The 24,301-nt window shown below is 74.0% G+C and carries 22 protein-coding genes; 12 read left to right on the forward strand and 10 right to left on the reverse strand.

The window, feature by feature from the left end; genetic code table 11:
- Positions 1 to 65 precede the first annotated feature (65 nt).
- Positions 66 to 2,492, forward strand: coding sequence for a right-handed parallel beta-helix repeat-containing protein (locus ACGF5T_RS25220; RefSeq protein WP_356606777.1), 2,427 nt, complete (start codon positions 66 to 68; stop codon positions 2,490 to 2,492).
- 16 nt (positions 2,493 to 2,508) lie between these two features.
- On the opposite strand, the gene ACGF5T_RS25225 is transcribed toward ACGF5T_RS25220, so the two are convergent.
- Positions 2,509 to 4,890, reverse strand: a complete 2,382-nt coding sequence (locus tag ACGF5T_RS25225) for a hypothetical protein (RefSeq protein WP_366767539.1) — start codon at positions 4,888 to 4,890, stop codon at positions 2,509 to 2,511.
- A gap of 285 nt (positions 4,891 to 5,175) precedes the next feature.
- Here ACGF5T_RS25225 and ACGF5T_RS25230 point away from each other — a divergent pair, with 285 nt between their 5' ends.
- The gene (locus ACGF5T_RS25230; protein ID WP_361010483.1) at positions 5,176 to 6,027 is read left to right on the forward strand and encodes a DeoR/GlpR family DNA-binding transcription regulator; all 852 of its coding nucleotides are present in this window, start codon (positions 5,176 to 5,178) and stop codon (positions 6,025 to 6,027) included.
- A 114-nt stretch (positions 6,028 to 6,141) separates the two neighbouring features.
- The gene (locus ACGF5T_RS25235; protein ID WP_366767540.1) at positions 6,142 to 6,615 is read left to right on the forward strand and encodes an SRPBCC family protein; all 474 of its coding nucleotides are present in this window, start codon (positions 6,142 to 6,144) and stop codon (positions 6,613 to 6,615) included.
- Positions 6,616 to 6,642: 27 nt separating this feature from the next.
- Here ACGF5T_RS25235 and ACGF5T_RS25240 read toward each other — a convergent pair whose 3' ends face one another.
- Complete coding sequence (locus ACGF5T_RS25240) at positions 6,643 to 7,767, reverse strand: PLP-dependent cysteine synthase family protein (RefSeq protein WP_366767541.1); 1,125 nt, start codon at positions 7,765 to 7,767, stop codon at positions 6,643 to 6,645.
- Between the two features lie 346 nt (positions 7,768 to 8,113).
- Here ACGF5T_RS25240 and ACGF5T_RS25245 point away from each other — a divergent pair, with 346 nt between their 5' ends.
- The 3 genes from ACGF5T_RS25245 (at position 8,114) to ACGF5T_RS25255 (ending at position 9,888) form a co-directional block, all read left to right on the forward strand.
- Positions 8,114 to 8,437: a hypothetical protein gene (locus ACGF5T_RS25245; RefSeq protein ID WP_361010474.1), complete on the forward strand. Its 324-nt coding sequence runs from the start codon at positions 8,114 to 8,116 to the stop codon at positions 8,435 to 8,437.
- A gap of 184 nt (positions 8,438 to 8,621) precedes the next feature.
- Positions 8,622 to 9,170: an ATP-binding protein gene (locus ACGF5T_RS25250; protein WP_366767542.1), complete on the forward strand. Its 549-nt coding sequence runs from the start codon at positions 8,622 to 8,624 to the stop codon at positions 9,168 to 9,170.
- Positions 9,171 to 9,489: 319 nt separating this feature from the next.
- Complete coding sequence (locus ACGF5T_RS25255) at positions 9,490 to 9,888, forward strand: VOC family protein (protein WP_366767543.1); 399 nt, start codon at positions 9,490 to 9,492, stop codon at positions 9,886 to 9,888.
- 40 nt (positions 9,889 to 9,928) lie between these two features.
- Here the strand turns inward: ACGF5T_RS25255 and ACGF5T_RS25260 are convergent, their stop codons facing one another.
- Together ACGF5T_RS25260 and ACGF5T_RS25265 are read right to left on the reverse strand one after the other, a co-directional pair.
- Positions 9,929 to 11,164, reverse strand: a complete 1,236-nt coding sequence (locus tag ACGF5T_RS25260; protein WP_356606762.1) for an ROK family protein — start codon at positions 11,162 to 11,164, stop codon at positions 9,929 to 9,931.
- Positions 11,161 to 11,832, reverse strand: coding sequence for an alpha-ketoglutarate-dependent dioxygenase AlkB (locus tag ACGF5T_RS25265; protein ID WP_356606760.1), 672 nt, complete (start codon positions 11,830 to 11,832; stop codon positions 11,161 to 11,163). Before ACGF5T_RS25265 ends, ACGF5T_RS25260 begins: the two co-directional genes overlap by 4 nt.
- A 96-nt stretch (positions 11,833 to 11,928) precedes the next feature.
- Between ACGF5T_RS25265 and ACGF5T_RS25270 the strand changes: the two genes are divergently transcribed.
- Positions 11,929 to 13,059, forward strand: a complete 1,131-nt coding sequence (locus ACGF5T_RS25270) for a methyltransferase (protein ID WP_356606941.1) — start codon at positions 11,929 to 11,931, stop codon at positions 13,057 to 13,059.
- Positions 13,060 to 13,118: 59 nt separating this feature from the next.
- Here ACGF5T_RS25270 and ACGF5T_RS25275 read toward each other — a convergent pair whose 3' ends face one another.
- Together ACGF5T_RS25275 and ACGF5T_RS25280 are read right to left on the reverse strand one after the other, a co-directional pair.
- Positions 13,119 to 13,994 carry a ketose-bisphosphate aldolase gene (locus tag ACGF5T_RS25275; RefSeq protein ID WP_361010465.1) on the reverse strand — a complete coding sequence of 292 codons (876 nt, stop codon included), beginning with the start codon at positions 13,992 to 13,994 and terminating at the stop codon, positions 13,119 to 13,121.
- A 46-nt stretch (positions 13,995 to 14,040) separates the two neighbouring features.
- Complete coding sequence (locus tag ACGF5T_RS25280) at positions 14,041 to 14,922, reverse strand: SIS domain-containing protein (RefSeq protein ID WP_361010462.1); 882 nt, start codon at positions 14,920 to 14,922, stop codon at positions 14,041 to 14,043.
- 144 nt (positions 14,923 to 15,066) lie between these two features.
- Between ACGF5T_RS25280 and ACGF5T_RS25285 the strand changes: the two genes are divergently transcribed.
- On the forward strand, positions 15,067 to 15,846 hold the full coding sequence (locus ACGF5T_RS25285; RefSeq protein ID WP_356606754.1) for a DeoR/GlpR family DNA-binding transcription regulator: 780 nt from the start codon (positions 15,067 to 15,069) through the stop codon (positions 15,844 to 15,846).
- Positions 15,847 to 15,900: 54 nt separating this feature from the next.
- Here ACGF5T_RS25285 and ACGF5T_RS25290 read toward each other — a convergent pair whose 3' ends face one another.
- The gene (locus tag ACGF5T_RS25290) at positions 15,901 to 16,878 is read right to left on the reverse strand and encodes a hypothetical protein (protein WP_366767544.1); all 978 of its coding nucleotides are present in this window, start codon (positions 16,876 to 16,878) and stop codon (positions 15,901 to 15,903) included.
- Between the two features lie 188 nt (positions 16,879 to 17,066).
- On the opposite strand from ACGF5T_RS25290, the gene ACGF5T_RS25295 reads away from it, so the two are divergent.
- From ACGF5T_RS25295 to ACGF5T_RS25305, 3 genes are all read left to right on the forward strand, one after another.
- Positions 17,067 to 17,321 carry a heavy metal-associated domain-containing protein gene (locus tag ACGF5T_RS25295; protein ID WP_361010454.1) on the forward strand — a complete coding sequence of 85 codons (255 nt, stop codon included), beginning with the start codon at positions 17,067 to 17,069 and terminating at the stop codon, positions 17,319 to 17,321.
- Positions 17,322 to 17,398: 77 nt separating this feature from the next.
- Positions 17,399 to 19,660, forward strand: a complete 2,262-nt coding sequence (locus tag ACGF5T_RS25300; RefSeq protein WP_366767545.1) for a heavy metal translocating P-type ATPase — start codon at positions 17,399 to 17,401, stop codon at positions 19,658 to 19,660.
- Positions 19,661 to 19,921: 261 nt separating this feature from the next.
- Positions 19,922 to 20,155, forward strand: a complete 234-nt coding sequence (locus ACGF5T_RS25305) for a hypothetical protein (protein ID WP_361010448.1) — start codon at positions 19,922 to 19,924, stop codon at positions 20,153 to 20,155.
- Here the strand turns inward: ACGF5T_RS25305 and ACGF5T_RS25310 are convergent.
- From ACGF5T_RS25310 to ACGF5T_RS25320, 3 genes are all read right to left on the reverse strand, one after another.
- Positions 20,128 to 20,580, reverse strand: a complete 453-nt coding sequence (locus ACGF5T_RS25310) for a phospholipase (protein ID WP_356606746.1) — start codon at positions 20,578 to 20,580, stop codon at positions 20,128 to 20,130. The genes ACGF5T_RS25305 and ACGF5T_RS25310 overlap by 28 nt on opposite strands.
- A gap of 198 nt (positions 20,581 to 20,778) precedes the next feature.
- Entirely contained in the window at positions 20,779 to 21,708 is a 930-nt protein-coding gene (locus ACGF5T_RS25315; protein ID WP_356606744.1) for a PmoA family protein, read from the reverse strand.
- Positions 21,705 to 22,820 carry a Gfo/Idh/MocA family oxidoreductase gene (locus ACGF5T_RS25320; protein ID WP_366767546.1) on the reverse strand — a complete coding sequence of 372 codons (1,116 nt, stop codon included), beginning with the start codon at positions 22,818 to 22,820 and terminating at the stop codon, positions 21,705 to 21,707. Before ACGF5T_RS25320 ends, ACGF5T_RS25315 begins: the two co-directional genes overlap by 4 nt.
- Positions 22,821 to 23,137: 317 nt before the next feature.
- On the opposite strand from ACGF5T_RS25320, the gene ACGF5T_RS25325 reads away from it, so the two are divergent.
- Positions 23,138 to 24,214, forward strand: coding sequence for an ABC transporter permease (locus ACGF5T_RS25325; RefSeq protein WP_392889275.1), 1,077 nt, complete (start codon positions 23,138 to 23,140; stop codon positions 24,212 to 24,214).
- The last annotated feature ends 87 nt before the right edge of the window (positions 24,215 to 24,301 follow it).

A 24,301-nucleotide genomic window follows, 5' to 3' on the forward strand; every position in this document is an offset into this window, starting at 1 on the left:
CGGTGGACCGGCCGAACCGAATCGGCGACGACCCGCGTACGACGAGGTGGGGGCACAGCAACGCCATGGCACAGGGCACGGTCCAGGTGACGCACACCGGCACCTCGCGGTGGCGGCGCCGCACAGGTGAGTACGCATCGCTCGCCGCCGCCCTGGAGGCCGCGGCCGACGGTGACGTCCTCACCGTCGCCCCCGGGACCTACCGGGAGAACCTCGTCGTCCAGCGTGCGGTGACCCTCCGCGGGCCCGAGGGCGGACAGGGCTCGGTACGGATCGCGCCGGTCGACGGTGTCCCGCTGACCGTGCGGGCCGCGGCGGTGATCCAGGACCTGCACGTGGAGGGCCAGGACGCGGCGGCGCCCGCGGTCCTCGTCGAGGACGGTACACCGGAGCTGCTGGGCCTCAGGGTGGTGGCGCGTTCGGCCTCCGGGATAGAGGTGCGCGCGAGCGCGCGTCCCACGGTGCGACGCTGCACCGTCGACAACCCGGCCGGCGTCGGTATCGCCGTCCTCGACGGCGGGGGCGGTGTCTTCGAGGAGTGCGAGGTCGTCTCGGCCGGTCAGGCGGGCGTCGCGGTGCGCTCCGGCGCGCACCCCCGGCTGGACCGCTGCCGGATCCACCACGCTGCGGGCTCGGGCCTCACGGTCACGGGCGAGGGTTCCGCGCTGGAGGCCGTGGGCTGCGAGGTCTACGAGGTGCGGGGCAGCGGCGTGCAGGTCACCGGCCGCGCCACCGCGCACCTGACCGACTGTGACGTGCACCGCACCACGGGCGACGGTGTCACCCTCGACACGGACGCGGTGCTCACCCTCGCCGACTGCCGGATCCACGACATCCCGGAGAACGCGGTCGACCTGCGCTCCCGCTCCGTCCTCACCCTGACCCGCACCACCGTCCGCCAGTTCGGCCGCAACGGCCTGTCGGTGTGGGACCCGGGCACGCGGGTGGACGCCAACCAGTGCGAGATCTTCGACAGCACCGGCGACTATCCGGCGGTCTGGGTGAGCGACGGCGCCACCGCGGTGCTCGACTCCTGCCGGGTGCACGACGTGCCGGACGCGCTGTTCGTCCTGGACCGCGGCTCCCGCGTGGACGTGGTCGACAGCGACCTCTCCCAGGTCCGCAACACCGCCGTGTCGGTCAGCGACGGGGCCACCGCCCAGCTCGACGACTGCCGCATCCGGGACGCGGCGACCGGCGCCTGGTTCCGCGACCACGGCAGTGGCGGCACCCTCAACAACTGCACCCTGGACGGCAACCGCACCGGCGTGATCGTCACCAAGGGCGCCGACCCGACCATCGAGCGCTGCACGGTCGACTCGCCCTCGGAGGCGGGGGTCTACGTGTCGGCCGGGGGCCGCGGCAGTTTCCTCGGCTGCCGCGTCACCGGCAGCGCCGGCTACGGCTTCCACGTGATCGACGGCTGCCGTACGACGCTGCGCAAGTGCCGCACGGAGCGGTGCGCGCGCGGCGGGTACGAGTTCGCGGACGCCGGCCCGGACGCGGGGTCCGACTCGGGCCCGCTGGTCGAGGACTGCACCAGCGACGAGAGCGGCGGTCCGGCGGCGCCCGCGGCACCGGAGCCGGTCGTGCAGACCGCGGGGCTCCTCGGGTCGATCCCCGGCCAGCGCAGCACCGAGCAGGAGTCCCTGATCGCGGACCCCGGACCGCGGGAGCCGGCGCGCACGTCGAAGGCGGTCCTGGGTGAACTGGACGCGCTGGTCGGCCTGGACAGCGTCAAGCGCGAGGTGCGGGCCCTGACCGACATGATCGAGGTGGGCCGGCGCCGGCAGCAGGCGGGCCTGAAGGCCGCCTCGGTCAAACGCCACCTGGTCTTCACCGGCTCCCCGGGCACCGGCAAGACCACCGTCGCCCGGCTGTACGGCGAGATCCTCGCCTCCCTCGGGGTGCTGGACAAGGGGCACCTCGTCGAGGTGTCCCGAGTGGACCTGGTCGGCGAGCACATCGGCTCCACGGCGATCCGCACCCAGGAGGCGTTCCAGCGGGCGCACGGCGGCGTGCTGTTCATCGACGAGGCGTACGCGCTCTCCCCCGAGGACGCGGGCCGCGACTTCGGCAAGGAGGCCATCGACACGCTGGTGAAGCTCATGGAGGACCAGCGGGATTCGGTCGTCGTGATCGTCGCGGGCTACACGGCGGAGATGGAGCGGTTCCTGTCCGTCAACCCGGGGGTGGCGTCCCGCTTCTCGCGGACCATCACCTTCGGCGACTACGGGCCCGAGGAGTTGCTGCGGATCGTGCAGCAGCAGGCCGACGAGCACGAGTACCGGCTGGCGCCGGGTACGGCCGAGGCGCTGACCAAGTACTTCACCGCACTGCCGAAGGGCCCGGCCTTCGGCAACGGCCGCACGGCGCGCCAGACGTTCGAGGCGATGGTGGAACGGCACGCGAGCCGGGTCGCCCAGCTGACCGACCCCAGCACGGACGACCTGACGCTGCTCTACGCCGAGGACCTGCCGGAGCTGCCGTAGCGCACCGGCGGTCGCCTCAGCAGGAGCCGGGCCCGTCGTCCGCCGCGGGGACGGACTCCGGCCGGCCGGTGTGGCGCGGGGCGGGCACCTCCGGACGCAGCCGGGCCAGCAGACGCCGTCGTTCCTCGGCGAAGGCCGGATCGGCCTGGTAGTCGGAGTGGCCGAGGATCGGTGCCGGCAGGGGGTGCAGTGCGGTACGGCCGTAGCTGAGCGGGTCCTGGAGGGGGGCGCGGTCCACGGCGGGGCCCGAGGCGCCGGGCAGCCGCACCGGGCCGCCGATCGGGTCGGTGCGCCGGTACAGGTTGCGCCAGCAGTCGACCTCCGTGTGCAGGGAGTCGAGCGCGGCCGGCCCGAAGTGGGCGGGGAACCAGCGGCCGTACAGCCGCTCCAGCGGGGAACCGTAGGTGAGCAGGGCGACCCGCTTGCGGGCCGACGGTTCCAGCTGCCAGGCCGCCGAGGCGGCGAGGACGCTGCCCTGGGAGTGTCCCGAGATGACCAGCCGTCCGCCGGTCGCCCGGGTCCAGGACGCCATCCGCCAGGTCAGGTCGGGGACCGCGCGCTCGGCGTAGCAGGGCGGGGCGAAGGGGTGGGCGGCGCGCGGCCAGAAGGTGCCGACGTCCCACAGGATGCCGATCGTGCGCCGCGCGGAGGCGTCCTTGTAGGCGCGCCTGCCCCAGGTGACGAACAGTATGAAGCCGAGGCCGATGAGCCAGGAGCCCAGGGCCTGCGCGGTCTCGGCGGCGCCGTGCACGGCGGCGGGCGTTCCCCGTGCGGCGTCGGCAGGCGACCGGTCGGTCGTCATCGCGCCGACCAGGGCCGCGGCGCCCAGCAGCAGGGTGGCGGCGGAGGTGATCGCGACGAGGAGGGGCGCCCGGTCGGTGAGACCGGCCGTGGCGCGGGCGACCGCGATGCGCCGGGTGCGTCCCGGGTCACCGTCCTCGCCGGCGTGGCCCTCCTCCACGGCGGCCCGTTCGGCGCGGACCAGGCGCCAGGTGTGGCGGGCGAGGACGGCGCACATCAGCAGCACGACGACGAGCAGCGGCGGGATGACGGACGCCTGCCAGGTCAGCAGGACGGGCGGGCCGTCGATGGAGGCGTCGGTGCCGTCCAGCCAGTCGGACACGCGCTGGGAGACACCGCCGGACATCACGCCGCCCAGCGCGCAGGCCAGCATGGCGACGGCGGGGCCGCCGAGGCCGCGGATCGCGGCGCGGGCGTCGGGGAGGCTGCGGTGCAGCAGGTGCGCGACCACGGCGAGCACGATGACCAGCAGGCCCTGCGCCAGCGCGAGTCCGCCGAAGGCCGTGTCCCCCGGCAGCCGGCCGGCCGACGTCCACCCCGGGCGGGTCCAGCCGCCGTACAGCAGGGCGCCGGCGAGCAGGAGGAGGGCCGCGAGCGGCAGGCGCCGGACCAGGCGCTCGTCCAGGGCCCGGTCGAGGCGCCTCTCGCTGCGGCCCCGGCGGCAGACCACGGCGACCACGGCGACCGCCCCGGCGGCCAGCGCCGCCGTCAGGAGCCAACCCAGCGTGTCCAGCGGCGCGGGTCCGCCGCCTCGGTGGTCGAACCGGGCCGCCGGTACGCCGACCGCCGCGGCGACCGTCAGCAGGGCGGCTGCGGTGTGCGCGGCGCGCAGCCGGGCCACCAGGCGGCGCCCGTACCAGAAACCGGGCCTGCTCAGGGCGTTGCGGGCGGGTTCCTCCTCGGGTCCTGTGCCGCGGTCGATCGGCTGCTGGGACTCGTACGCCCGCCAGGTGCGCAGCGACAGGTACCACAGCAGGCCGGTGAGCGCGGCGGGTACCGCGGCGGCCAGGGCGAGCCTGCGGCCCGGCGCGCTCCACCAGCCGCCGTCCGACATCGTCGGCGACAGGAACCCCAGCCAGGAGTGCCGCTCGGCGCAGCGCCTCGTGCCCGCGCACTGCCAGGCGACGAGGTCCAGCGCGACCTCGCAGGCCGCGGCGACCAGCAGGACCGTCAGGGTCAGCCCGGCGAGCCGCACCAGCAGGCCGTACAGGCGGACGGTGCGCGTCCTGCCCTCGGCGGTGGGCCGCATCCAGTGGGCGAGGTTGACCACCATGAAGGGCAGGAGGAGCAGCCACAGGGCGCGGGTGCCGTTGCCGGAGGTGAGGTTGCACCAGACGTAGGCCTCGGGCACCGGCCGGCCCCGGTAGTCCTCCGGCCGGGACTCGGCGTCGGCGTCCTCGGTGCGCCGGAAGACGGCCGCGACGTCGTCGCCCGTGACGCGTACGGTCCGCGGGTCGTCCAGCATGTCCGCCGGGGTGGTGCCGCCCACTCCGTGCACCAGGAGTTCCAGGGCGGTGCCGGCTCTCCCGTCTCCCCCGTCACCGGGCCCGGGGGCGTCCGGTGTGCCCGTCCCGGCCGGTTCCTGCGCCTGTTCCACTGTCCGCACTCCCCCGTGACGCGCCGTCGGCTCTGTCCGCGCGGGCACAAGGATCTCCGTTGCGAGGACGTCGCACACCCCTCGGCACAGGATCTCCCCGAACCGTGTGACAGGCGACACCGGAACGGGACAGAAATGACATGTGCGCGGCAGACAGGCGGTGGCGCGGCCCGAGGCACGGCGTGCGAGGATGGGACGTCCGCGCACCGGAGCGGGGAGAACTCCTCGTCGGAGCCGGTGCGCCGGGCGTGGCGGACGGTTTGCGGCGAAAGGACCGAGGCGTACGTGAGTGAGAATCCGAACCTCCTCGCGGAGCAGCGGCGCGCCCTGATCCTCGACGAGGTGCGCCGCCGGGGCGGGGTCCGCGTCAACGAGCTGACCCGCAAGCTCGGCGTGTCGGACATGACGGTCCGCCGCGACCTCGACTCACTGGCCCGGCAGGGCGTGCTGGAGAAGGTGCACGGCGGTGCGGTCCCGGTGGTCGAGGCCAGCACGCACGAACCGGGGTTCGAGGCGAAGTCGGGTCTGGAGCCGACCGCCAAGGAGGACATCGCCCGGGCGGCGGCGGAGCTGGTCGCGCCGGGCGCGGCCATCGCCCTGTCGGGCGGTACGACGACGTACGCGTTGGCGCACCGGCTGGTGGACGTGCCGGATCTGACGGTGGTCACCAACTCGGTGCGGGTGGCCGACGTGTTCCACGTGGCCCAGCGCACCTCGGGGGCGAGGCAGGGCGCGGCCACGGTGGTGCTGACGGGCGGGGTGCGCACTCCCTCCGACTCCCTGGTGGGGCCGGTCGCGGACCAGGCGATCGCGACGCTCCACTTCGACGTGCTGTTCCTCGGTGTGCACGGGATATCGGTCGAGGCCGGTCTGTCGACGCCGAACCTGGCGGAGGCCGAGACCAACCGGCGCCTGGTGCAGTCCGCGCGGCGTGTCGTGGTGGTCGCCGACCACACCAAGTGGGGGGTCGTGGGGCTGAGTTCCTTCGCGGGGCTGGAGCAGGTGGACACCCTGGTGACCGACGCCGGTCTGCCGTCGGACGCCCGCGCGGAGATCTCGGAGCACCTGGGCCTGGTCGTGGCCGGAGAAGTCGTGGCCGGAGAAGTCGCGGCCGGGGAACCGGAGACGGCCGGCTGAAGCCCGCCCCCCTCGTCCTGTCCGGCCCCGCTGACACCGGGCCGGTCCGCGGCTATCGTGGCGCCATCCGCCCGGTCACCCTCGTCCGCGGCTCTGCTCAAGGGGGTTGCGTCCATGGCTCGCCGTCTGCGTCCGGTGGGACTCGGCTTCGTCGAGAAGGCACCGGTACGCCTGGTCTTCGCCAGGGAGATCTCCGCATCTCCGGATGCGGTCTTCCGGGCGCTCGCCGAGGACGTGCCGGGCTGGCCCGCGTGGTTCTCGGCGGTGACGCTGGCCCGGCCCATCGGCGAGGGAGCGGGGCGCGAGATCCGGCTCAGGGGCGGTACGCGCTTCGTGGAGACGGTGCTGACGGCCCGGCGGCCCGAGGTGTACGCCTATCGCGTGGACGTCACCAACGCGCCCGGTGCCCGGGCCGTGGTCGAGGAGTGGCGGCTGGCGCCCGCCGGGACGGGTACGCGCGTGCGGTGGACGTTCGCCGCGGACGGTACGGCTCCGTTCCGTTTCGTGCTGAACCGTGCCCGACCGGGCCTGGCGCGCGCCTTCCGGGACGCGGTCGCCTCGCTGGACCGGCGACTGACCCGCCCGTAGCCGCCGCCCTGGGCCGCGGCGCCGGAATCAGACCGGCCACTCCCCCGTGCGCAGCAGGGACTCGATCGCCGCCGTGTACGGCCCGATGTCGAGGCCCTGGCCGGCGAGCCAGGCGTCCGAGTAGTACTTGTCGAGGTACCGGTCACCCGGGTCGCACAGCAGGGTCACCACGCTGCCCCGGCGGCCCTCGGCCACCATCTCGGCGACGATCTTCAGCGCGCTCCACAGTCCGGTGCCCGTGGAACCGCCCGCCTTGCGGCCGATGGCCCGCTCCAGGGCCCGGACGGCGGCCACGCTCGCCGCGTCCGGCACCTTCATCATGCGGTCGACGGCGCCGGGCACGAAGCTCGGCTCCATCCGGGGCCGGCCGATGCCCTCGATGCGGGAGCCGCAGTCGCAGGTGACGTCCGGATCGCCGGTGGTCCAGCCCTCGAAGAAGCACGAGTTCTCGGGATCGGCGACGCAGATGCGGGTGTCGTACTGCATGTAGTGCACGTAGCGCGCGAGGGTCGCCGAGGTGCCGCCGGTACCGGCCGTGGCGACGATCCACGCGGGTTCGGGGAACCGTTCGAGCCGCAGCTGCCGGAAGATCGACTCGGCGATGTTGTTGTTGCCGCGCCAGTCCGTGGCACGTTCCGCGTAGGTGAACTGGTCCATGTAGTGGCCGCCGGTCTCCGCCGCGAGGCGGGCGGACTCCTCGTACATCCGCCGGGAGTCGTCCACGAAGTGGCACCGCCCGCCGTGGAACTCGATCAGGCGGATCTTCTCGGCGCTGGTCGTGCGCGGCATCACGGCGATGAAGGGCACGCCGATCAGGTTCGCGAAGTACGCCTCGGAGACGGCCGTCGAACCGCTGGACGCCTCGATCACCGGGCGGTCGGGCCGGATCCAGCCGTTGCACAGGCCGTAGAGGAAGAGCGAACGGGCGAGCCGGTGCTTGAGGCTGCCGGTGGGGTGGGTGGACTCGTCCTTCAGGTACAGGTCGATGCCCCACCGCTCGGGCAGCGGGAAGAGGAGCAGGTGGGTGTCGGCCGAGCGGTTGGCGTCGGCCTGGACCTTGCGCACGGCTTCTTTCAGCCAGGCTCGGTAGGCGGTATCGCTGTGGTCGACGTCGAGGGTGGCGCCGGTACGGGTGTGCTGGGGGGTGCTCACGAGGGGGCTCCTTACGCTGCGCGCCGACGGCGCGTCGCGCGGCCGACGCCTCGATCATAGGCACCTACAGCACGCTTCTCACCTGCATAAACACACCTTTGACGGCACCAAAGGCAGGCCTGGGGCAAGGCGTCCGGCCCGGTGGGGGCGCATTCGCGCGAATGCTCCGGTCGCCCTCGGAAAGGGAGGGTGCGTACTGGTGCTCGGCGCGTGGTGCGGGCAGACTGCCAGCGGGCGGGACCGGGTACCCGCCGCGGACGCACACGGGAGCACGACACGAGCCGGCCGTACCGGGGGCCCAGCGCGGTACACGGTCCGGCCGATCGAGGGGCAAGGGGGCGACGGCATGGCGGAGCCGGAGTTCAGGGCCACGGGGGTGCGGATCGGCAAGCGGCTGCGCTCACTCACCCGGGCCGGGACGGTCCGGATCAGCGGGGGCAGGGTGGAGTTGCTCACCAGCTACGGCAGTGAGATCGACAGCGCTCCGGTGCGGGCCGTGCGCGCCTCCCGGCCCTGGTTCGCCCCGGAGGACCGGGCCTTCGCCGACCTCGACGGCACGCGTTACCTGCTGACCCTCGGTGAGCGGGACCCCGCGCCGGGTGAGCCGGGTCCGCCCGCGGCTCACCGTTTCATCGAAGCGGTGCGCAGGGCGGGCGGGCATCGCGGTTGAGATGTCCGTAAGTTGCGGTGCCTCACCCCTTGCGTCACGCTGGTCTCACGTCACTCTGGGTTTACCGGCGATAACGCTGCGAACCAGCCCGCCGGCCACGACAGCAGGCGGCGGCGTGCCGCGTGCGCCCTGCTGGATCCGAACTCCGTGTTCTTCCGGACCTCTATGTCGGGGAGTCGCAGCCGTGATCAGTCACCCAAGCAGACACTGCACGGTGGAGCTCCAAGCCCTGCCGTCGCGGATCGGCCAGGTCCGCAGAATCGTATCTGCGCAATTGCGCTACTGGCATATGGACTCCCTGATCGACCGGGCCGCGCTCGGCGTGACGGAGTTGTTGACCAACGTCCATCTGCACGCCCAACCCGACAAGACGTGCACCGTGGAGATAGAGCTGCTCCTGGACCGGCTCACCGTCTCTGTGCGGGACCACGATCCGCGCCTGCCCGTGGTGGACGACGCCGAGCCGCTGGCGACGTGCGGGCGCGGGCTGTCCATGGTGGCCTCGCTGAGCGAGAGCTGGGGTGCCCGGCCGGACGGTGAGTCCGGCAAGGTGGTCTGGTTCACGCTCCCGACGGCCTCCTGCGCGCCGGTCACCGCGCCACCCGTCTCCGCCCGTCCGCCGCGGCGCCTGGTCGAGGAGGTGCCGGCCGCCGCCTTCGCGGCGGAGGTCGAGCACGCGGTCGACCTGCGCGGGCCCCAACCCGCTCCCGCCCGGTCGGCCGTTGCAGGCTGACCGGGCGGTGACCCCTCGCTGCCGCGGGCCGTGCGGTGGGCTGCCGGGTGGGCTGCTGGGCGGGTGACGCGCCGACCGCGAGCGGTTCGGTGCCGGTCGCCTCGTGCCGGTCGCCTGGTGCCTCGTACCGTGCGCCCGTGCGTCTCGTGACGGGTGCCTGGTGCGGGCTTGTGGTCAGGGTGCCGGCGGGCCGGCACGGCGGCCGGCGGCAGTACGGGTGGCTCGCGCGGAGTACTCCCGGGCCCTCCCCGGACGGGGCGGGCGCGCACGACCGGGTCCCCGGCCGGGCCGCGCGGAGCAACGCCGTAGGCTCGCAGCCATGTTGAGACTCGGTATCCCTGTCATCGGCGTCACGGACCTGCATCGCGCCGTGGAGTTCTGGACCGCGGCCCTGGACCTGATCGTGGCGGAGGAGTGGACGAGCGAGACGTGGCGGACGCTCGCTCACGCCGACGGCTCCGGGCGGGCTCTCGGTCTGATGCGCAGTGCCTCGCCGGCCGAGCCGCGACCCCGCCTCCACCTCGACCTCTTCACGGACACGGAGGAGGAACAGCGGGCACAGGTGCGGCGGCTGATCGGCCTGGGTGCGCGCGCCGTCGAGTGGGACCTGTACCCGCCGGACCCCGACTTCGTCGTCCTCGCCGATCCGGACGACAACATCTTCTGCGTCGTCGACCTCAGCCGCGCCCCCAGCGGCGGCAACCGGCCGGCGCCCTGAGCGGGCGGGCCCGCCCGCTCCCCGTGCCGGGCGCGATCCGCTAGGCCGACGCGCCCAGCGGGTCGTCGAGGACCGGCTGCCAGGCCAGTTCGGCCGCGCCGACCAGGCTGTTGTGGTCAAGGCCGCAGGGCAGGATGGGGACCCCGCCGCTCTGCCCCCACAGGCTGCGGTCGGCGACGACGGCGCGCAGGCGCTGGGGGTCGGCGTCGAGCAGTGACCGGTGGAGTCCGCCGAGGACGATGCGGTCCGGGTTCAGGATGTTCACCAGCCCGGCGAGACCGAGCCCCAGACGGTCGATGAGGGTCTCGGTGGCGGTGCGGACGGCCGGGTCGGTGTAGTGGTCGCGGATCAGCTCGTGGGACTGCTGGAGGAGGGACACCTCGGGTCCCGGCTCGCGGCCGGCCGTCGTCAGGAAGGCCAGCGGGTCGGTCTCCACGTCCAGGCAGCCCCGGCTGCCGCAGTGGCAGGGGCGGCCCTCGGGGTTGACGGTGAGGTGGCCGACCTCCAGGGCGAGACCGGAACTGCCGCTGTGCAGGCGGCCGTCGAGGACGAGCGCGCCGCCGACGCCCCGGTGGCCGGTGGCCACGCACAGCAGGTCGCGCGCGCCGCGCCCGGCACCGTGCCGGTGCTCGGCCAGCGCCGCGAGGTTGACGTCGTTCGCGGCGAACGCCGGTCCCTCGATACCGGCGGCGCGCACCTGCTCGGCGAAGATCCGCCGCACGGGCGCGCCAGCCGGCCAGGCCAGGTGCAGCGGGTTCAGGGCCAGGCCCTCCGGCTCGGCGACGGCGGACGGTACGGCGAGTCCCGCACCGACGCAGCGCCGCCCGGTCTCGCGGAGGAGTTCCGCACCCGCCTCGACGACGGAACCGAGCACCTTCGCCGGGTCGGCGTCGACGACCTCGCAGCCGGGCGCGGTGGCGACGATGCGGCCCCCGAGACCGACCAGGGCCGCGCGGAACCCGTCGGAGTGGACCTGCGCGGCGAGGGCGACCGGCCCGTCCTCGGCGACCGCGAGCCGGTGCGAGGGGCGGCCCTGCGAACCGGCCGCCGCGCCGGGCCGTGCGTCGACCCGGATCAGGCCCAGCGCCTCCAGTTCGGCGGCGACCGCGCCGGCCGTGGCGCGGGTGACGCCGAGTTCCGCGGTGAGGACGGCCCGGGTGGGGGCGCGTCCGGTGTGCACGAGCTCCAGCGCGGGTCCGAGCGCGCCGCGCCCCCGGTCCAACCGCGTCCTGGAGGTGGTCCCTTCCCCCGCCCGGGGGTCCGCCTTGCCGGTCATGGGGGCGAGTCTAGGCTTTGGAAGCCACTGACCCGCAGCGTGATGTTCAGACGCCCGGTGAGTCCCAACGCGGGCGGCGCGGTGCCCGCGTGCACCCGCGGCACCCCGTGGTACGCCTGCCGGGAGGGCCCGCCGAAGACGAACAGGTCGCCGCTGCGCAGCTCGACGTCGGTGTGGGGGCGGGTGCGGGTGTCGGGGTTGCCGAAGCGGAAGACGCAGGTGTCGCCGAGGCTCAGGGAGACCACCGGCGCGTCGGATCTCTCGTCGGCGTCGCGGTGCATGCCCATGCGGGCGTCGGCGTCGTAGAAGTTGATCAGCGCGATGTCGTAGGGCGCCTCCGCCACCGCGTCGGCGCCCAGCGCGTCGGTCACCGCCCGGCGGCCCAGCTCGCCCAGCCGGCCGGGGAAGGGCTTCACGGGCGCGCCGTCGCCGTCGACGACGGTGCGTGCGTAGCCGTACGGGTGCCAGTGCCAGCCGAGGCACACCTGCCGGGCGCTCATGGTGCCGCCGCCGGGGGTGCGGACCGTGCGGAGTCCGGCCGGAGGGCGGGCCCAGGCGCGGCAGGCCCGCAGCAACTCGCGCTGCCGCCCCACGTCCAGCCAGTCCGGCAGGTGGACGGCGCCGGGCGCGATCTCGGCAGGGGCCCTGGGGAACAGCTCGGCGTCCATTCTCCCATCCTGCCCGGCCCGGCCCCGCTCCGCCCGACCCGGCCTGAGCTGCGGCTCGGCTAGCCTGGTCGCACGATGAACGACCGCAGCGACCGTATGACGACACCGTGGGGCGAGCTCGTGCTCGCCCGTTTCCCCGAGGACCCTCGTGAGCGGCTCCGCGCCTGGGACGCCTCCGACGAGTACCTGCTCCGGCACCTCGCGGAGCGGGAGGTCCCGCTGTCCGGCACCGTCGTGGTGCTCGGCGACCGCTGGGGCGCGCTGGTGACGGCGCTGGCGGCGCACCGGCCGGTGCAGGTCACCGACTCGCATCTCACGCGGGAGGCGACCCGCGCCAACCTGGAGCGGGCCGGCGTCGAGCCGGGTTCGGTGCGCCTGCTGACCACGCAGGACCCGCCGCCGGACCGCGTCGACGTGCTGTTGGTGCGGGTGCCGAAGAGTCTGGCGCTGCTGGAGGACCAGCTGCTGCGGCTGGCGCCCGCCCTGCACGAGGGCACGGTCGTCGTCGGCACCGGGATGGTCAAGGAGATCCACACCTCGACGCTCAGGCTCTTCGAGCGGATCGTCGGACCGACCCGGACCTCGCTGGCAGAGAAGAAGGCCCGACTCGTCTTCTGCACGCCCGACCTGTCGCTGAAGCGGCCCGCCAACCCCTGGCCGCTCGCCTACCGGCTCCCCGACGACGTCGGTCCCTTCTCCGGCCTGGAGGTCGTCAACCACGCCGGTGTCTTCTGCGCCGACCGCCTCGACATCGGCACCCGCTTCTTCCTCGGGCACCTGCCGAAGGCGGGCGCGCGGCGGGTGGTGGACCTGGGCTGCGGCAACGGTGTGGTGGGAACCGCGGTGGCGCTGGCCGACCCCGGGGCCGAGGTGCTGTTCACCGACGAGTCCTTCCAGGCCGTGGCCTCGGCGCAGGCGACGTACCGGGCGAGCGGGGCCGCGGGGAAGGCCGAGTTCCGGGTCGGTGACGGTCTGGAGGGGGTGCCGGACGGCAGTGTCGACCTGGTGCTCAACAACCCGCCCTTCCACTCCCACCAGGCGACGACGGACGCCACCGCCCGGCGGATGTTCGCCGACGCGCGGCGGGTGCTGCGCCCCGGCGGTGAGCTGTGGGTGGTCGGCAACCGGCACCTGGGTTACCACGTCACCCTGCGGCGGCTGTTCGGCGGCAGCCGCCTGGTGGCGAGCGACCGGAAGTTCGTGGTGCTGAAGGCCGTCAGGAAGTAGCCGTCAGTAAGCGGTCGTCCGAATGCAGCCGTCAGTAAGCGGTCGTCCGAAGGCAACCGTCAGGAAGCGGTCGGGGCGACCACCCGGATGATCGAGGCGACCGTCCGCACCATGGCCTCCCGGCCCGCGGTGAGGTAGCCCCGCGAGTCGGCCGCGTCGGGGCGGGCGGCCAGGTACTCCCTGATCGCGCCGGTCATGGCGAGGTTGAGGGCGGTGCCGACGTTGACCTTGGCGATGCCGCCCGCGACCGCCGCCGTGAGCTCGTCGTCCGGGACCCCGGAGGAGCCGTGCAGGACGAGCGGCACCTCCAGCGCGGCGGAGAGCTCCTTGAGCAGGTCGTGGTCGAGGGCGGCGGTGCGGGTCGTCATCGCGTGCGAGCTGCCGACCGCGACGGCCAGGGCGTCCACACCGGAGTCGGCGACGAAGGCCCGCGCTTCGGCGGGCCGGGTGCGGGCCCCGGGCGCGTGGGCGTCGAGCGGCGGCGCGGCGGCCCTCCCCGGCCCGGTCTTGCCGCCGACCTCTCCCAACTCGGCCTCGATCCACAGCCCCTGGGCGTGCGCCCAGTCGGCGGCGGCCCGGGTCGCCGCGAGGTTCTCCGCGTACGGCAGCCCGGAGGCGTCGTACATCACGGAGCTGAACCCGGCGTCCGGGGCCTGCCGCAGCAGGCTGTCGCTCTGGACGTGATCGAGGTGCAGCGCGACGGGAACGGCGGCGGCCTCGGCGGCGGCGACGGCCGCGCGGGCCAGCGGCAGCAGACGGCCGTAGCGGTACTTCACGGCGTTCTCGCTGACCTGGAGGACGACGGGGCTGTGCACGGACTCGGCGCCGGCCACGACGGCCTCGACGTGCTCCAGGGTGATGACGTTGAAGGCGGTGACGGCGGAGCGCGCGGCGGCGGCGCGGCCGACCAGGTCACCGGTGGTGGCGAGGGGCACGGTCTCTCCCTTCCCGGGCGGGGGAACGCGGGTGTCGGGGCGGGTGTCAGGGGGCGAGGATCACCGAGCGGGTGAGGTGCCGCGGCCGGTCCGGGTCGAGGCCCCGGGCGGCGGCGACGGCCACGGCGAGCCGCTGCGCGCGGACCAGTTCGGCGAGCGGGTCGAGATCTCCGGGCACCCACAGCGCGCCGGTGTCCCGGACCTGACCGGCCAGGCCCTCGGGTGCCTCGCCGAGCATCCAGGTCGCCGTGCCGGCGGTACTGATGCTGATGGGACCGTGTCGGTACTCCATCGCCGGGTATGCCTCGGTCCAGGACAGGGAGGCCTCACGCATCTTCAGACCGGCCTCGTTGGCCAGTCCGACGGTCCAGCCGCGGCCGAGGAAGGTGAACTGGGTGCACTCGACGAGCCCTTCGGGCAGCTCGGCCGCGAGGGCGGTGCGGGCGTCGCCGACGACCGCGTCGGTGTGCAGCCCCAGATGGGCGCGGAGCAGGGTGAGGGCGGTGGTCGCGAACCGGGTCTGCACGACCGAGCGTTCGTCCGCGAAGTCGAGCACCACCACGTCGTCGGCGGTGGTCATGACGGGCGTGTCCGGGTCGGCGGTGAGCGCGACGGTGCGGGTGCGGCCCCGGAGCGCGGCGAGCAGCTCCAGCACCTCGGTGGTGGTGCCGGAGCGGGTCAGGGCCACGACGCGGTCGTACGCGCGCCCCCGCGGGAACTCGGAGGCGGCGAAGGCGTCCGTCTCGCCCAGTCCCGCCTCCTCGCGCAGTGCCGCGACCGACTGCGCCATGAAGTACGAGGTGCCGCAGCCGACGACGGCCACCCGCTCCCCCGCCGCGGGGAGCGCCGCCGTGTGCCGGGCCGCCTGTTCGGCGGCGCGTGCCCAGCACTCGGGCTGGCTGTTGAGCTCGTCCTCGACATACGTCATGCCGCACACTCCCCGGTCCCTGGCCCCACGCTCAGCAGGCTGATTGTTCCTGCAAGATATAGCGGCCTTTCAAGCACAATCAAGCAATTCGAGGAAAGAGTGCGGTGCGCTAGGGTCGCGGGAGATCGAGGAACGGAGGCGCGGATGTCGCGCGACGCCCGCTGGAAGGCGCTGCTGGAGCTGCTCGTCGAGCGCGGCCGGCTGGACGTCGAGGAGGCGGCGACCGAGCTGGAGGTCTCGGCCGCGACCATCCGCCGCGACTTCGACCGGCTGGCCGAGCAGCAGATGCTGGTGCGCACGCGCGGGGGCGCGGTGGTGCACGGGGTGTCGTACGAACTGCCGTTGCGCTACAAGACCGCCCGGCGGGTCTCGGAGAAGCAGCGCGTCGCGCAGGCGGTCGCCGCCTTGGTGGCACCCGGCGAGGCCGTGGGGCTCACCGGGGGCACGACCACCACCGAGGTGGCGCGCGCTCTGGCCGTGCGCACCGATCTGGCCTCCGGTACGCCCGCGTTGACGGTGGTCACCAACGCGCTCAACATCGCCAACGAGCTGGCCGTCCGCCCCCAGTTCAAGATCGTGGTGACCGGCGGGGTGGCCCGGGCGCAGTCGTACGAGTTGATCGGGCCGCTCGCGGACGGGGTGTTGGGGCAGATCACGGTCGACGTGGCGGTCCTGGGCGTGGTCGCCTTCGACGTGGCGCACGGTGCCGCCGCCCACGACGAGGCGGAGGCCGCGATCAACCGGCTGCTGTGCGAGCGCGCCGAGCGCGTGGTGGTGGCCGCCGACTCCAGCAAGCTGGGCCGGCGGGCCTTCGCCCGGATCTGCGCGGCCGAGTCGGTGGACACCCTGGTCACGGACGGCGCGGCCGACCCGGGCCTGGTGCGGGGCTTCGAGGAGGCGGGGGTCCGGGTCGTACTGGCCTAGGGGTGCGGGGCGGGCCCGCTCGGGCCCGCGATCGTGACGGTCCGGAGGCGGGTGTCAGTGCCCGTGCCCCTCGGAGTGCTCCGTCTCGGCGGCCGGGGCGGAGGGCCGGGTGCCCGGCGCCGTGCCGGCCCGCACGGTGAAGGCCGCGGTGTGGACCGTGCCCTGGTGCCGGAAGTCCAGGAAGAGGCGGTAGGTGCCGGGGCTGGGCGCGGTGGCCGTGAAGGAGACCTCCGGGCCGGACTTCGTGGCGCCGTCGCCGGGTTCCCCGTTCGGGTGGACGTGGAGGTAGGCGAGGTCGCCGGAGCGCAGGGCGACCAGGTGGCCGTAGGCGCCGAGGTAGGGCTGCAGGTCGGTGACGGGCTCGCCGCGGCGGGAGACCCTCAGCTTCAGTTCGCTCGCCCTGCCGGGGCGCAGGGCGCCGTCGAGCCTGACCTGGTAGTCGCCGGTCCGGACCGTGCCGTTCGGGGCCGGCAGGGGCGCGGGGTCGTACGGGCCGGAGGCGGCGAGGTCGGCGCCGAGGGTGAGGTTCCCGGCGCCCTTCCGCGCGGGGGTGAAGTCGGCGAAGACCCGGTAGCCGCCCGCGCGGGGCAGGTCGACGGGGGTGCTCCAGGTGCCGTCGGCGGCTCGGGTGGGGTGCAGGTGGCGGTAGGTGACCAGGTCGCGTGAGGCGAGGACGAGGTGCAGCTCCTTGTCGTGCTCGCGCTGGTACGCGGTGACGGCCTTGCCGCTGCCGTCCCGGACGGTGAAGCGCAGTTCGGTGCGCTGACCGGCGGTGACCCGGGCGGTGGCGAGGTCGAGGGTGTAGCCGTTCTCCGAGATCTGGAGCCCGCCGGGCGGGGCGCTCTCCCGATCCTCGTGATCGCCGCCCTCCTTCCGTTCCTGCTGTTCCGTCGAGGGCCGGCCGTGTGTCTCGTGGGGTGCGGGCGCCTTGTCGGCGACGACCGGGTCCACTCCCCTGCCTACGCCGTAGGCGGTGCCGAAGGTGGCGGCCAGTGCGGCGGCGAACGCGGTGATCCTGAGTCCGGTGTGCATGGCGGTCGGTCCCCTCTCATACCGGGCCTGGCGCTCCTCCGAGGCCCCTTCATGCACTTCACCATACCCCTGGGGGGTAGGGAGTCAAGCGGTCCGGGAGACTTGCCTGCCTTACCCCCTGGGGGTATACATGGTGGAGCCGCCGGGATACCCCCGGGGCGTACCCGTACCCCCTCATGGAGGAAGCCATGACCTCGTCCGTCACCACCCCGGGCACCCCGGCCACCCCGGCCGTCAGCGTCACCTACGCCGTCGCCGGCATGAGCTGCGGACACTGCGAGGCGACGCTCACCCGGGTGATCGGCGAGCTGGACGGCGTCACCGGCGTCGAGGTCCGGCGCGCCGCCGGCCGCGTCACCGTGACCGGCACGGCCGAGCCGGACGACGTCGCGCTCGCCGAGGTCGTCGACGACGCCGGTTACGAACTGACCGGCCGCGCCTGAGCGGCCCGCCCTCCCCCACCGCACCGCCGGGACCCGCGCACCGGGTCGCGGCCGACGCCCCCGCACCAGGAGCTGCCATGACGACCAGTACGACCAGCGCACCGGCCGAGGTGGAACTCGCCATCGGCGGCATGACCTGCGCCTCGTGCGCGGCCCGGATCGAGAAGAAGCTCAACCGGATGGACGGGGTCACCGCCACCGTCAACTACGCGACCGAGAAGGCCAGGGTCAGCTACGGCGCCGACGTGTCCGTCCCCGAGCTGATCGCCACGGTCGAGGCGACCGGTTACACGGCCCGTGAACCGGAGCCGCCGCGCACCGCGTCCGAGTCCGGCACGGAGCCCGCCGAGACCGCCGACGAGCTGCGGCCGCTGCGGGAGCGGCTGATCACCGCCGTGGTGCTGGCCGTCCCGGTCATCGCGATGGCGATGGTGCCGGCGTTGCAGTTCGAGTACTGGCAGTGGCTGTCGCTGACCCTGGCGGCGCCCGTGGTGACCTACGCCGCCTGGCCCTTCCACCAGGCCGCCGTCACCAACGCCCGGCACGGCGCGGCGACCATGGACACGCTGATCTCCATCGGCACGTCGGCGGCGTTCCTGTGGTCGCTGTGGGCCCTGTTCCTCGGCACCGCCGGCACCCCGGGCATGACCCACCCCTTCGAGCTGACCATCGCCCGCACCGACGGCGCCGGGAACATCTACCTGGAGGCCGCCGCCGGGGTCACCGCCTTCATCCTGGCCGGCCGGTACTTCGAGGCCCGCTCCAAGCGCAAGGCGGGGGCCGCGCTGAGGGCGCTGCTGGAGCTGGGCGCCAAGGACGTCACGGTCCTGCGCGACGGCCGCGAGGAGCAGATCCCGGTCGCCGGGCTGAAGGTCGGGGACCGCTTCCTGGTCCGTCCCGGCGAGAAGATCGCGACGGACGGAACGGTCGCCGAGGGCACCTCGGCCATCGACGCGTCCCTGCTCACCGGTGAGTCGGTGCCGGTCGAGGCCGGCGTCGGTGACGCGGTCACCGGTGCGACCGTGAACGCGGGCGGTCGGCTGGTGGTCGAGGCGACGCGGGTCGGCGCCGACACCCAGCTGGCGCGGATGGCGAAGCTGGTGGAGGACGCGCAGAACGGCAAGGCCGCCGCCCAGCGGCTCGCCGACCGCGTCTCCGGTGTCTTCGTGCCCGTCGTCATCGCCCTCGCGCTGGCCACCCTCGGTTTCTGGATCGGCAACGGCTCCGGACCGACGGCCGCCTTCACCGCCGCCGTGGCGGTCCTGATCATCGCCTGCCCCTGCGCCCTCGGTCTGGCCACCCCGACCGCGCTGATGGTCGGCACCGGACGCGGTGCCCAGCTCGGCATCCTCATCAAGGGTCCCGAGGTGCTGGAGTCCACCCGCCGGGTCGACACCGTCGTCCTCGACAAGACCGGCACCGTCACCACCGGCCGCATGACCCTGCTCGCCGTGCACACCGCGGACGACGCGCGGGAGGACGACGTGCTGCGCCTGGCCGGAGCGTTGGAGCACGCCTCCGAGCACCCGGTCGCCCGGGCCGTCGCCCACGCGGCACGGGAGCGGGTGGGCGCGCTGCCCGCCCCCGAGGACTTCGCCAACGTCCCGGGGCTCGGTGTGCAGGGCGTGGTCGACGGCCACGCCGTTCTCGTGGGGCGCGAACAGTTGCTCGCGGAGTGGGCCATGGAGCTTCCGGCGGAGCTCGCACGGGCCAAGGCCGAGGCGGAGAGCGCCGGCCGGACCGCGATCGCGGTCGCCTGGGACGGCGAGGTACGGGCGGTGCTGGAGGTCGCCGACGCGGTGAAGGAGACCAGTTCCGAGGCGATCGCCGGGCTGCGTGCCCTCGGTCTGACGCCGGTGCTGCTGACCGGCGACAACCGTGCCGTGGCGCACTCCGTCGCCCGCGAGGTCGGCATCGACGCGGACCACGTGATCGCCGAGGTCATGCCGCAGGACAAGGTCGACGTCGTCAAGCGGCTGCAGGGCGATGGCCGTTCGGTGGCCATGGTCGGCGACGGGGTCAACGACGCCGCCGCCCTCGCCCAGGCCGACCTGGGACTGGCCATGGGCACCGGCACCGACGCCGCCATCGAGGCCGGTGACCTCACCCTCGTCCGGGGCGACCTGCGGGCCGCCGCCGACGCCATCCGGCTCGCCCGCAGGACCCTCGGCACCATCAGGTCCAACCTGTTCTGGGCGTTCGCCTACAACATCGCCGCCCTGCCGCTCGCCGCGGCCGGTCTCCTCAACCCGATGATCGCCGGCGCGGCGATGGCGTTCTCCTCGGTCTTCGTCGTGGGCAACAGCCTGCGCCTGCGGAGCTTCAAGGCCGCGAACTGACCCGTCTCGCAACCGCTCCGGGCGAGCGGGGTGAGCCATGCCGAGCCGACCGAGGTTTCGGAATCCGCCCGACCGCACCCATCTGCCCAGCCTCCCCGCCACCGGCCGACCCTCACCGGTCGGCCGGTCGCCCCGCCGGCCGTCCCCCGGACGGACCCACCGACGCGCCCCGCGCCCGAGGACCGGCCAGGCTGGTGCGCCGACGTACCCACCGCCCTGTCGGGCGTGCCGCGCACCCCCTCGCCCCGCGGAGCAGGACCCATGAGCGAACCGACCGCCGCAGACGGCGACACGAGCGGTGCACCCGGGCCGGCCCTGGCCGCGGGCGCCGTCCTGGGCGTCGCCGGCGCGGCCGCCGCGCTCGCGGTGGCGGCCGCCGCCGAGGTGCCGGGCCTGCGGCCGCTCCGCTCGGCGGCGCCGGCCCGGTCCTCACCCGGACTCCGTGTGACGGGTCGTGTGACGGCGCGTCAGCCGAAGGCCTTCACGGCCTGGTAGTACGTCCATGCCGTGCTGTTGCACGCGGTCTTGGTGGCACCGCCGTACCCGGCGCAGACCCGCTTCAGATCCTCGTAGAAGGCGTTGTCGAGACGGGACTTGTTGGCGCTGAAGGTGCCCGCGGCCTTGTAGTTGCGGTATCCGAAGTCGTGCCGCGCACAGGAGGTGCTGAAGGGGAAGCCGAACGGGTTGTCCGGCGAGGAGGAGCAGTAGTCGGTCGTCCAGTCGAAGCCGTAGGCGGCCCAGGCGGACTGGTTCGCCCGCGCGGCGGTCCAGGTGTTGTAGCTCGACGCGCTGGTCTGGGTCCAGCTCGCGAGGACCTGCGATTTGTCGGCGGGAGCGGCTTCGGCGGTCGCGGCGGTGGCGAAGACGGTGGTCACTGCCATGGCCGAGGCGGCGAGTCCGGTGGCGAGTCTGCGGTGCATCCCACACCTCCATGAGGCTGCGACCCGCCCCTCGGGCCGCAGGTTCATGTCAAGATGATGCGCACTTCACCCACCCCTTCACACCTCCGCCACCCTAATGAACCGTTAACTCTGAAACGTCCGACGGGATGGGGACGTGAACGTTCACCGACGAGCGGCCGCGCCGGGCGCGGACGGCGTGCGAACGAGGGCGTCCGCTCACCACGGCAGTCCTTCCAGGTGCGCCCCGACCCGGTCCCGGTCCCAGGCGCCGTCGGCGACCACGATGCGGTACCGGTAGGCGAAGGACGCGCCCGCCGGCAGCTCGAACTCCTCGAAGAAGGCCCAGGAGAACGCCACGGACGGGATCGGCTCGGCGCGCACGAACCAGTGCGAGGGGTGGATCGCCCGTTTCTCGTCGAGGTTCTCGGGCGCGTGCGCGAAGACGACGGTGGAGTGCGCGTCGACCTCGTCGTGCTCGGCGGTGAAGGCGAGCCAGGCGCCCCGGGTCCCCATCAACTCGGCGGCGCCCGCTTCGCCGCCGGGGGCGAAGGCGGTGCCGCCGGTGAAGTCGCGGGGACCGCGCCACTGGAGTCCGGTGTAGCCGGCCAGCTCGCGGCCCGCCGTGGTCGGGGAGCCGAACATCAGCGGTTCGGCACGGATGTTGGTGAGGCGCAGCGACCAGTCGAGGGCCCAGGCACCGGCCGCCGTGTCGACCGAGTGGAGGGTCAGACCCCGCTCCTCGCGGGCCCACTCGGCGCCGCCGTTCTCGATCCAGGTCAGGTGCTCGGTGAGGGCGAACCGGTCGTCCTCGACGACGAGACCGGGGAAGCCGTCGTGGCGCATCGAGCCGATCCGCCCGGGCAGCGGCCGGTAACCCTCGCCGTGGACGTAGGAGTTGCCGCCCCAGAAGTTCTGCCCGGAGAGGTGACTGGCCGTCATCTGCAGGCCCTTGTGCCAGCGGTGGTCGCTGGGGCGGTATCCGGTCACCGTCCGCCCGGCGAGGGTGCGCACCGGGTGGGCGTAGGGCTTGCGGGACTCGAAGGCCTCCGGGTCGGGGCGGTAGACGTAGCGGAGGATCTCGGTGCCGTTCGCCGCGGTGACCGCGACGTGGTCGCCGTGGACGTGGGTGACGCTCAAGGTGCTCATGCGCGCTCCTCGGGGGCCCAGCCGGGGTGGCTTCCGTGCATGGCCGTATGGAAGGGATCGCCGGGGGCGATCTCGCCCGCGAGCACCGGGCGCCCGGTGAACGCCGCCTTGTACAGGGCCGCGGCGAACTCCAGCGTGGCGCGGGCGTCGGGGCCGCTGCCGGGCGGTCTCGCTCCCGCGTCCCGGGCGTCGAGCACGGCACCGAGCTGCCCGGTGTGCGAACTGGGCACGTCCGCCGGCGGGGTGCGCCAGGCGGCGGCGCGTTCGGGGGCTACGTGCCGGGCGGGGGTGTAGGTCCAGTCGTCGTTGCGGTGGCCGTACAGGTGGGTCAGCTCGACCGTCGCGTCGGCGCAGTCGATGCGGACGCGACTCACCTCGTCGGGCGAGAGCACGCTGTTGACGACGGTCGCCAGGGCGCCGTTCGCGAAGCGCACCAACGCCGTGGACACGTCCTCGCTCTCGGTGTCGTGGACCAGGCGCGCGGCCATCGCCCGCACCTCCGCCCAGGGGCCGAGCAGGTGCAGCAGCAGGTCGTACTGGTGGATGCCGTGGCCCATCGTCGGACCGCCGCCCTCACCGGCCCAGCGTCCACGCCACGGCGCGGCGTAGTAGGCGGCGTCGCGGTGCCAGGTCGTCTGGCAGTGCGCGACCAGCGGCGCGCCCAGTTCACCGCGCGCGATCAGGTCACGGGCGTGCGCGGCGCCGGAGCCGTACCGGTGCTGGAAGACGACGGAGGCGTACGCGCCGGACGCCTCCTCGGCCGCCGCGATGTCGTCGTACTCGGCGAGCGAGAGGCACAGCGGCTTCTCGCACAGCACCCAGGCGCCCGCCTTCAGGGCGGCCACCGTCTGCTCCCGGTGCAGGGACGGCGGTGTGCCGACGAGGACGAGGTCGGGGCGTACGGCGTCCAGCATGGCGCCCATCGAGGTGTACCCGGCGACGTCCCCGCCGGCCTGGGCCCGGAAGGCGTCGAGCCGGGCCCCATCCACGTCCACGGCGGCCACCAGTTCCACGCGGTCGGCATGGGCGCGGAGGGCGGGCAGGTGGCCGCCGGTGACGACGGCACCGGTGCCGACCACGGCGACACGGTGGCGGGCGGGACGTGGGGGCATGCGGTCCTCCTCGGACATCGGACACCGGCGCGGGACAGGCACACCTGCCGGCCAGAAAGCGCTTTCTCCCTGCCAGACCCTAGGTGGAAGGCGAGCGGCTGGACAACCCCCGGGGGAATTGCTCGACGGTGCCGAACTCCTGGCCGACGCGCCCTTCCGGTACCGCCGCGACCCGCTCCGTCGGCCGGTGGTCCGCGGCCCGGCCCCTTCCTGAGCTCCCTCCACCGCGTCGCCGGGGGCAGCCGTCACGCTCCGTGCACCCCCGGGCGAGGGCGCTCTTGATGCCCTTTCACCGCGGCTGTGGAAACGTCCGGGGCATGCCCCACATGTCCCACGGCGCCCACGCCCAGCCTCCGACGCGCGGGCAGCGGTGGTCCACCTTCCGGCGGTCCCCGTTCTGGCCGGCCACCGTGCTGGTGCTCATCCTCGCCGCCGCGGCGGGTCTCTTCGCGGGTTCGTACACGTACTCGATGGCGGATCCGACGCCGCGCTCGATCCCCACGGCCGTGGTCGGCTCCTACGAGGAGGCCCGGGGGCGGGCCTTCCTGGACGGTCTGGAGAAGGCGCTCAACGCCTCGGTCAAGGTGCACGCCTACGACAGCACGGCCGAGGCCCGGGAGGCGATCCAGGACCAGGAGGTCTTCGGGCTCTTCGAGTTCCGCGGCGACGGACTGACCGCAGTGCTGGACCTGTCCAGCGCCTCGGGTGCCTCGGTCGCCGAGGTGCTCGCCGAGACCGCGCCGGCCGTGGGGCGGCAGACGGGCGTGCGGGTCACCGTCCGGGAGGTCAACCCCTTGCAGGAGGGCGACCCGCGCGGACTGGCGATCTTCTACATCTCCCTGGCCGCCGTGATCATCGGCTTCGTCGGGGCCATCCAGCTCAGCGTGCACGCGCGCTCGCTGACCCCCTTCGAACGCATCCTCTTCACGGTGGCCTACGCGCTGCTCGGCGGGTTCGCCATCGCCGCGACGGTGGACTGGCTGCTGGACGCGCTCGACCTGCCGTTCGCCGAGTCGTGGCTGATCCTCGCGCTCACCCTGTTCGCGTCCGGCATGGTCTTCACCATGTTCAACACCCTCTTCGGGCGCTGGGCGATGCTGCCGACCTGGGGCCTGATGGTGCTCCTCGGCAACCCGTCGTCCGGCGGCGCGGTGTCCTGGCCGCTGCTGCCGTCCCCGCTCGGGACGATCGGCCAGTGGCTGCCGCCCGGTGCCTCGGTCAACGCGCAGCACACGGCGGTGTACTTCCAGGGCCACCAGCACGCCTTCCCCTTCCTCGTACTGGGCGGATGGGCGTTGCTGTCCTGCGCGGTCTTCTGGACCTGGCGGCACCGCCATCCCGGCGGCAGGGACAAGGAGTCACCGGAGCCGACGCCGGAGGCCACCGCCTCCTGAAGGCCGTCGGGGTGCGGGGCTGCCCACGCTCGGAGACCGCCGACCGGGGTCCGTGCCACGGTCCGGGGAGGCCGGGCGTGGCCGCCG

The sequence above is a fragment of the Streptomyces sp. NPDC047853 genome (genome assembly GCF_043204535.1).
In the GTDB taxonomy this organism is placed as follows: domain Bacteria; phylum Actinomycetota; class Actinomycetes; order Streptomycetales; family Streptomycetaceae; genus Streptomyces.

What these genes read in the sequence shown, in the direction of transcription:
- ACGF5T_RS25220 (WP_356606777.1), top strand. Translation starts at nt 66, where the DNA reads ATGGCACAGGGCACGGTCCAGGTGACGCACACCGGCACCTCGCGGTGG.
- ACGF5T_RS25235 (WP_366767540.1), top strand. Translation starts at nt 6,142, where the DNA reads ATGGCTCGCCGTCTGCGTCCGGTGGGACTCGGCTTCGTCGAGAAGGCA.
- ACGF5T_RS25245 (WP_361010474.1), top strand. Translation starts at nt 8,114, where the DNA reads ATGGCGGAGCCGGAGTTCAGGGCCACGGGGGTGCGGATCGGCAAGCGG.
- ACGF5T_RS25255 (WP_366767543.1), top strand. Translation starts at nt 9,490, where the DNA reads ATGTTGAGACTCGGTATCCCTGTCATCGGCGTCACGGACCTGCATCGC.
- ACGF5T_RS25260 (WP_356606762.1), bottom strand. Translation starts at nt 11,164, where the DNA reads ATGACCGGCAAGGCGGACCCCCGGGCGGGGGAAGGGACCACCTCCAGG.
- ACGF5T_RS25265 (WP_356606760.1), bottom strand. Translation starts at nt 11,832, where the DNA reads ATGGACGCCGAGCTGTTCCCCAGGGCCCCTGCCGAGATCGCGCCCGGC.
- ACGF5T_RS25270 (WP_356606941.1), top strand. Translation starts at nt 11,929, where the DNA reads ATGACGACACCGTGGGGCGAGCTCGTGCTCGCCCGTTTCCCCGAGGAC.
- ACGF5T_RS25280 (WP_361010462.1), bottom strand. Translation starts at nt 14,922, where the DNA reads ATGACGTATGTCGAGGACGAGCTCAACAGCCAGCCCGAGTGCTGGGCA.
- ACGF5T_RS25285 (WP_356606754.1), top strand. Translation starts at nt 15,067, where the DNA reads ATGTCGCGCGACGCCCGCTGGAAGGCGCTGCTGGAGCTGCTCGTCGAG.
- ACGF5T_RS25290 (WP_366767544.1), bottom strand. Translation starts at nt 16,878, where the DNA reads ATGCACACCGGACTCAGGATCACCGCGTTCGCCGCCGCACTGGCCGCC.
- ACGF5T_RS25295 (WP_361010454.1), top strand. Translation starts at nt 17,067, where the DNA reads ATGACCTCGTCCGTCACCACCCCGGGCACCCCGGCCACCCCGGCCGTC.
- ACGF5T_RS25300 (WP_366767545.1), top strand. Translation starts at nt 17,399, where the DNA reads ATGACGACCAGTACGACCAGCGCACCGGCCGAGGTGGAACTCGCCATC.
- ACGF5T_RS25305 (WP_361010448.1), top strand. Translation starts at nt 19,922, where the DNA reads ATGAGCGAACCGACCGCCGCAGACGGCGACACGAGCGGTGCACCCGGG.
- ACGF5T_RS25310 (WP_356606746.1), bottom strand. Translation starts at nt 20,580, where the DNA reads ATGCACCGCAGACTCGCCACCGGACTCGCCGCCTCGGCCATGGCAGTG.
- ACGF5T_RS25315 (WP_356606744.1), bottom strand. Translation starts at nt 21,708, where the DNA reads ATGAGCACCTTGAGCGTCACCCACGTCCACGGCGACCACGTCGCGGTC.
- ACGF5T_RS25320 (WP_366767546.1), bottom strand. Translation starts at nt 22,820, where the DNA reads ATGCCCCCACGTCCCGCCCGCCACCGTGTCGCCGTGGTCGGCACCGGT.
- ACGF5T_RS25325 (WP_392889275.1), top strand. Translation starts at nt 23,138, where the DNA reads ATGCCCCACATGTCCCACGGCGCCCACGCCCAGCCTCCGACGCGCGGG.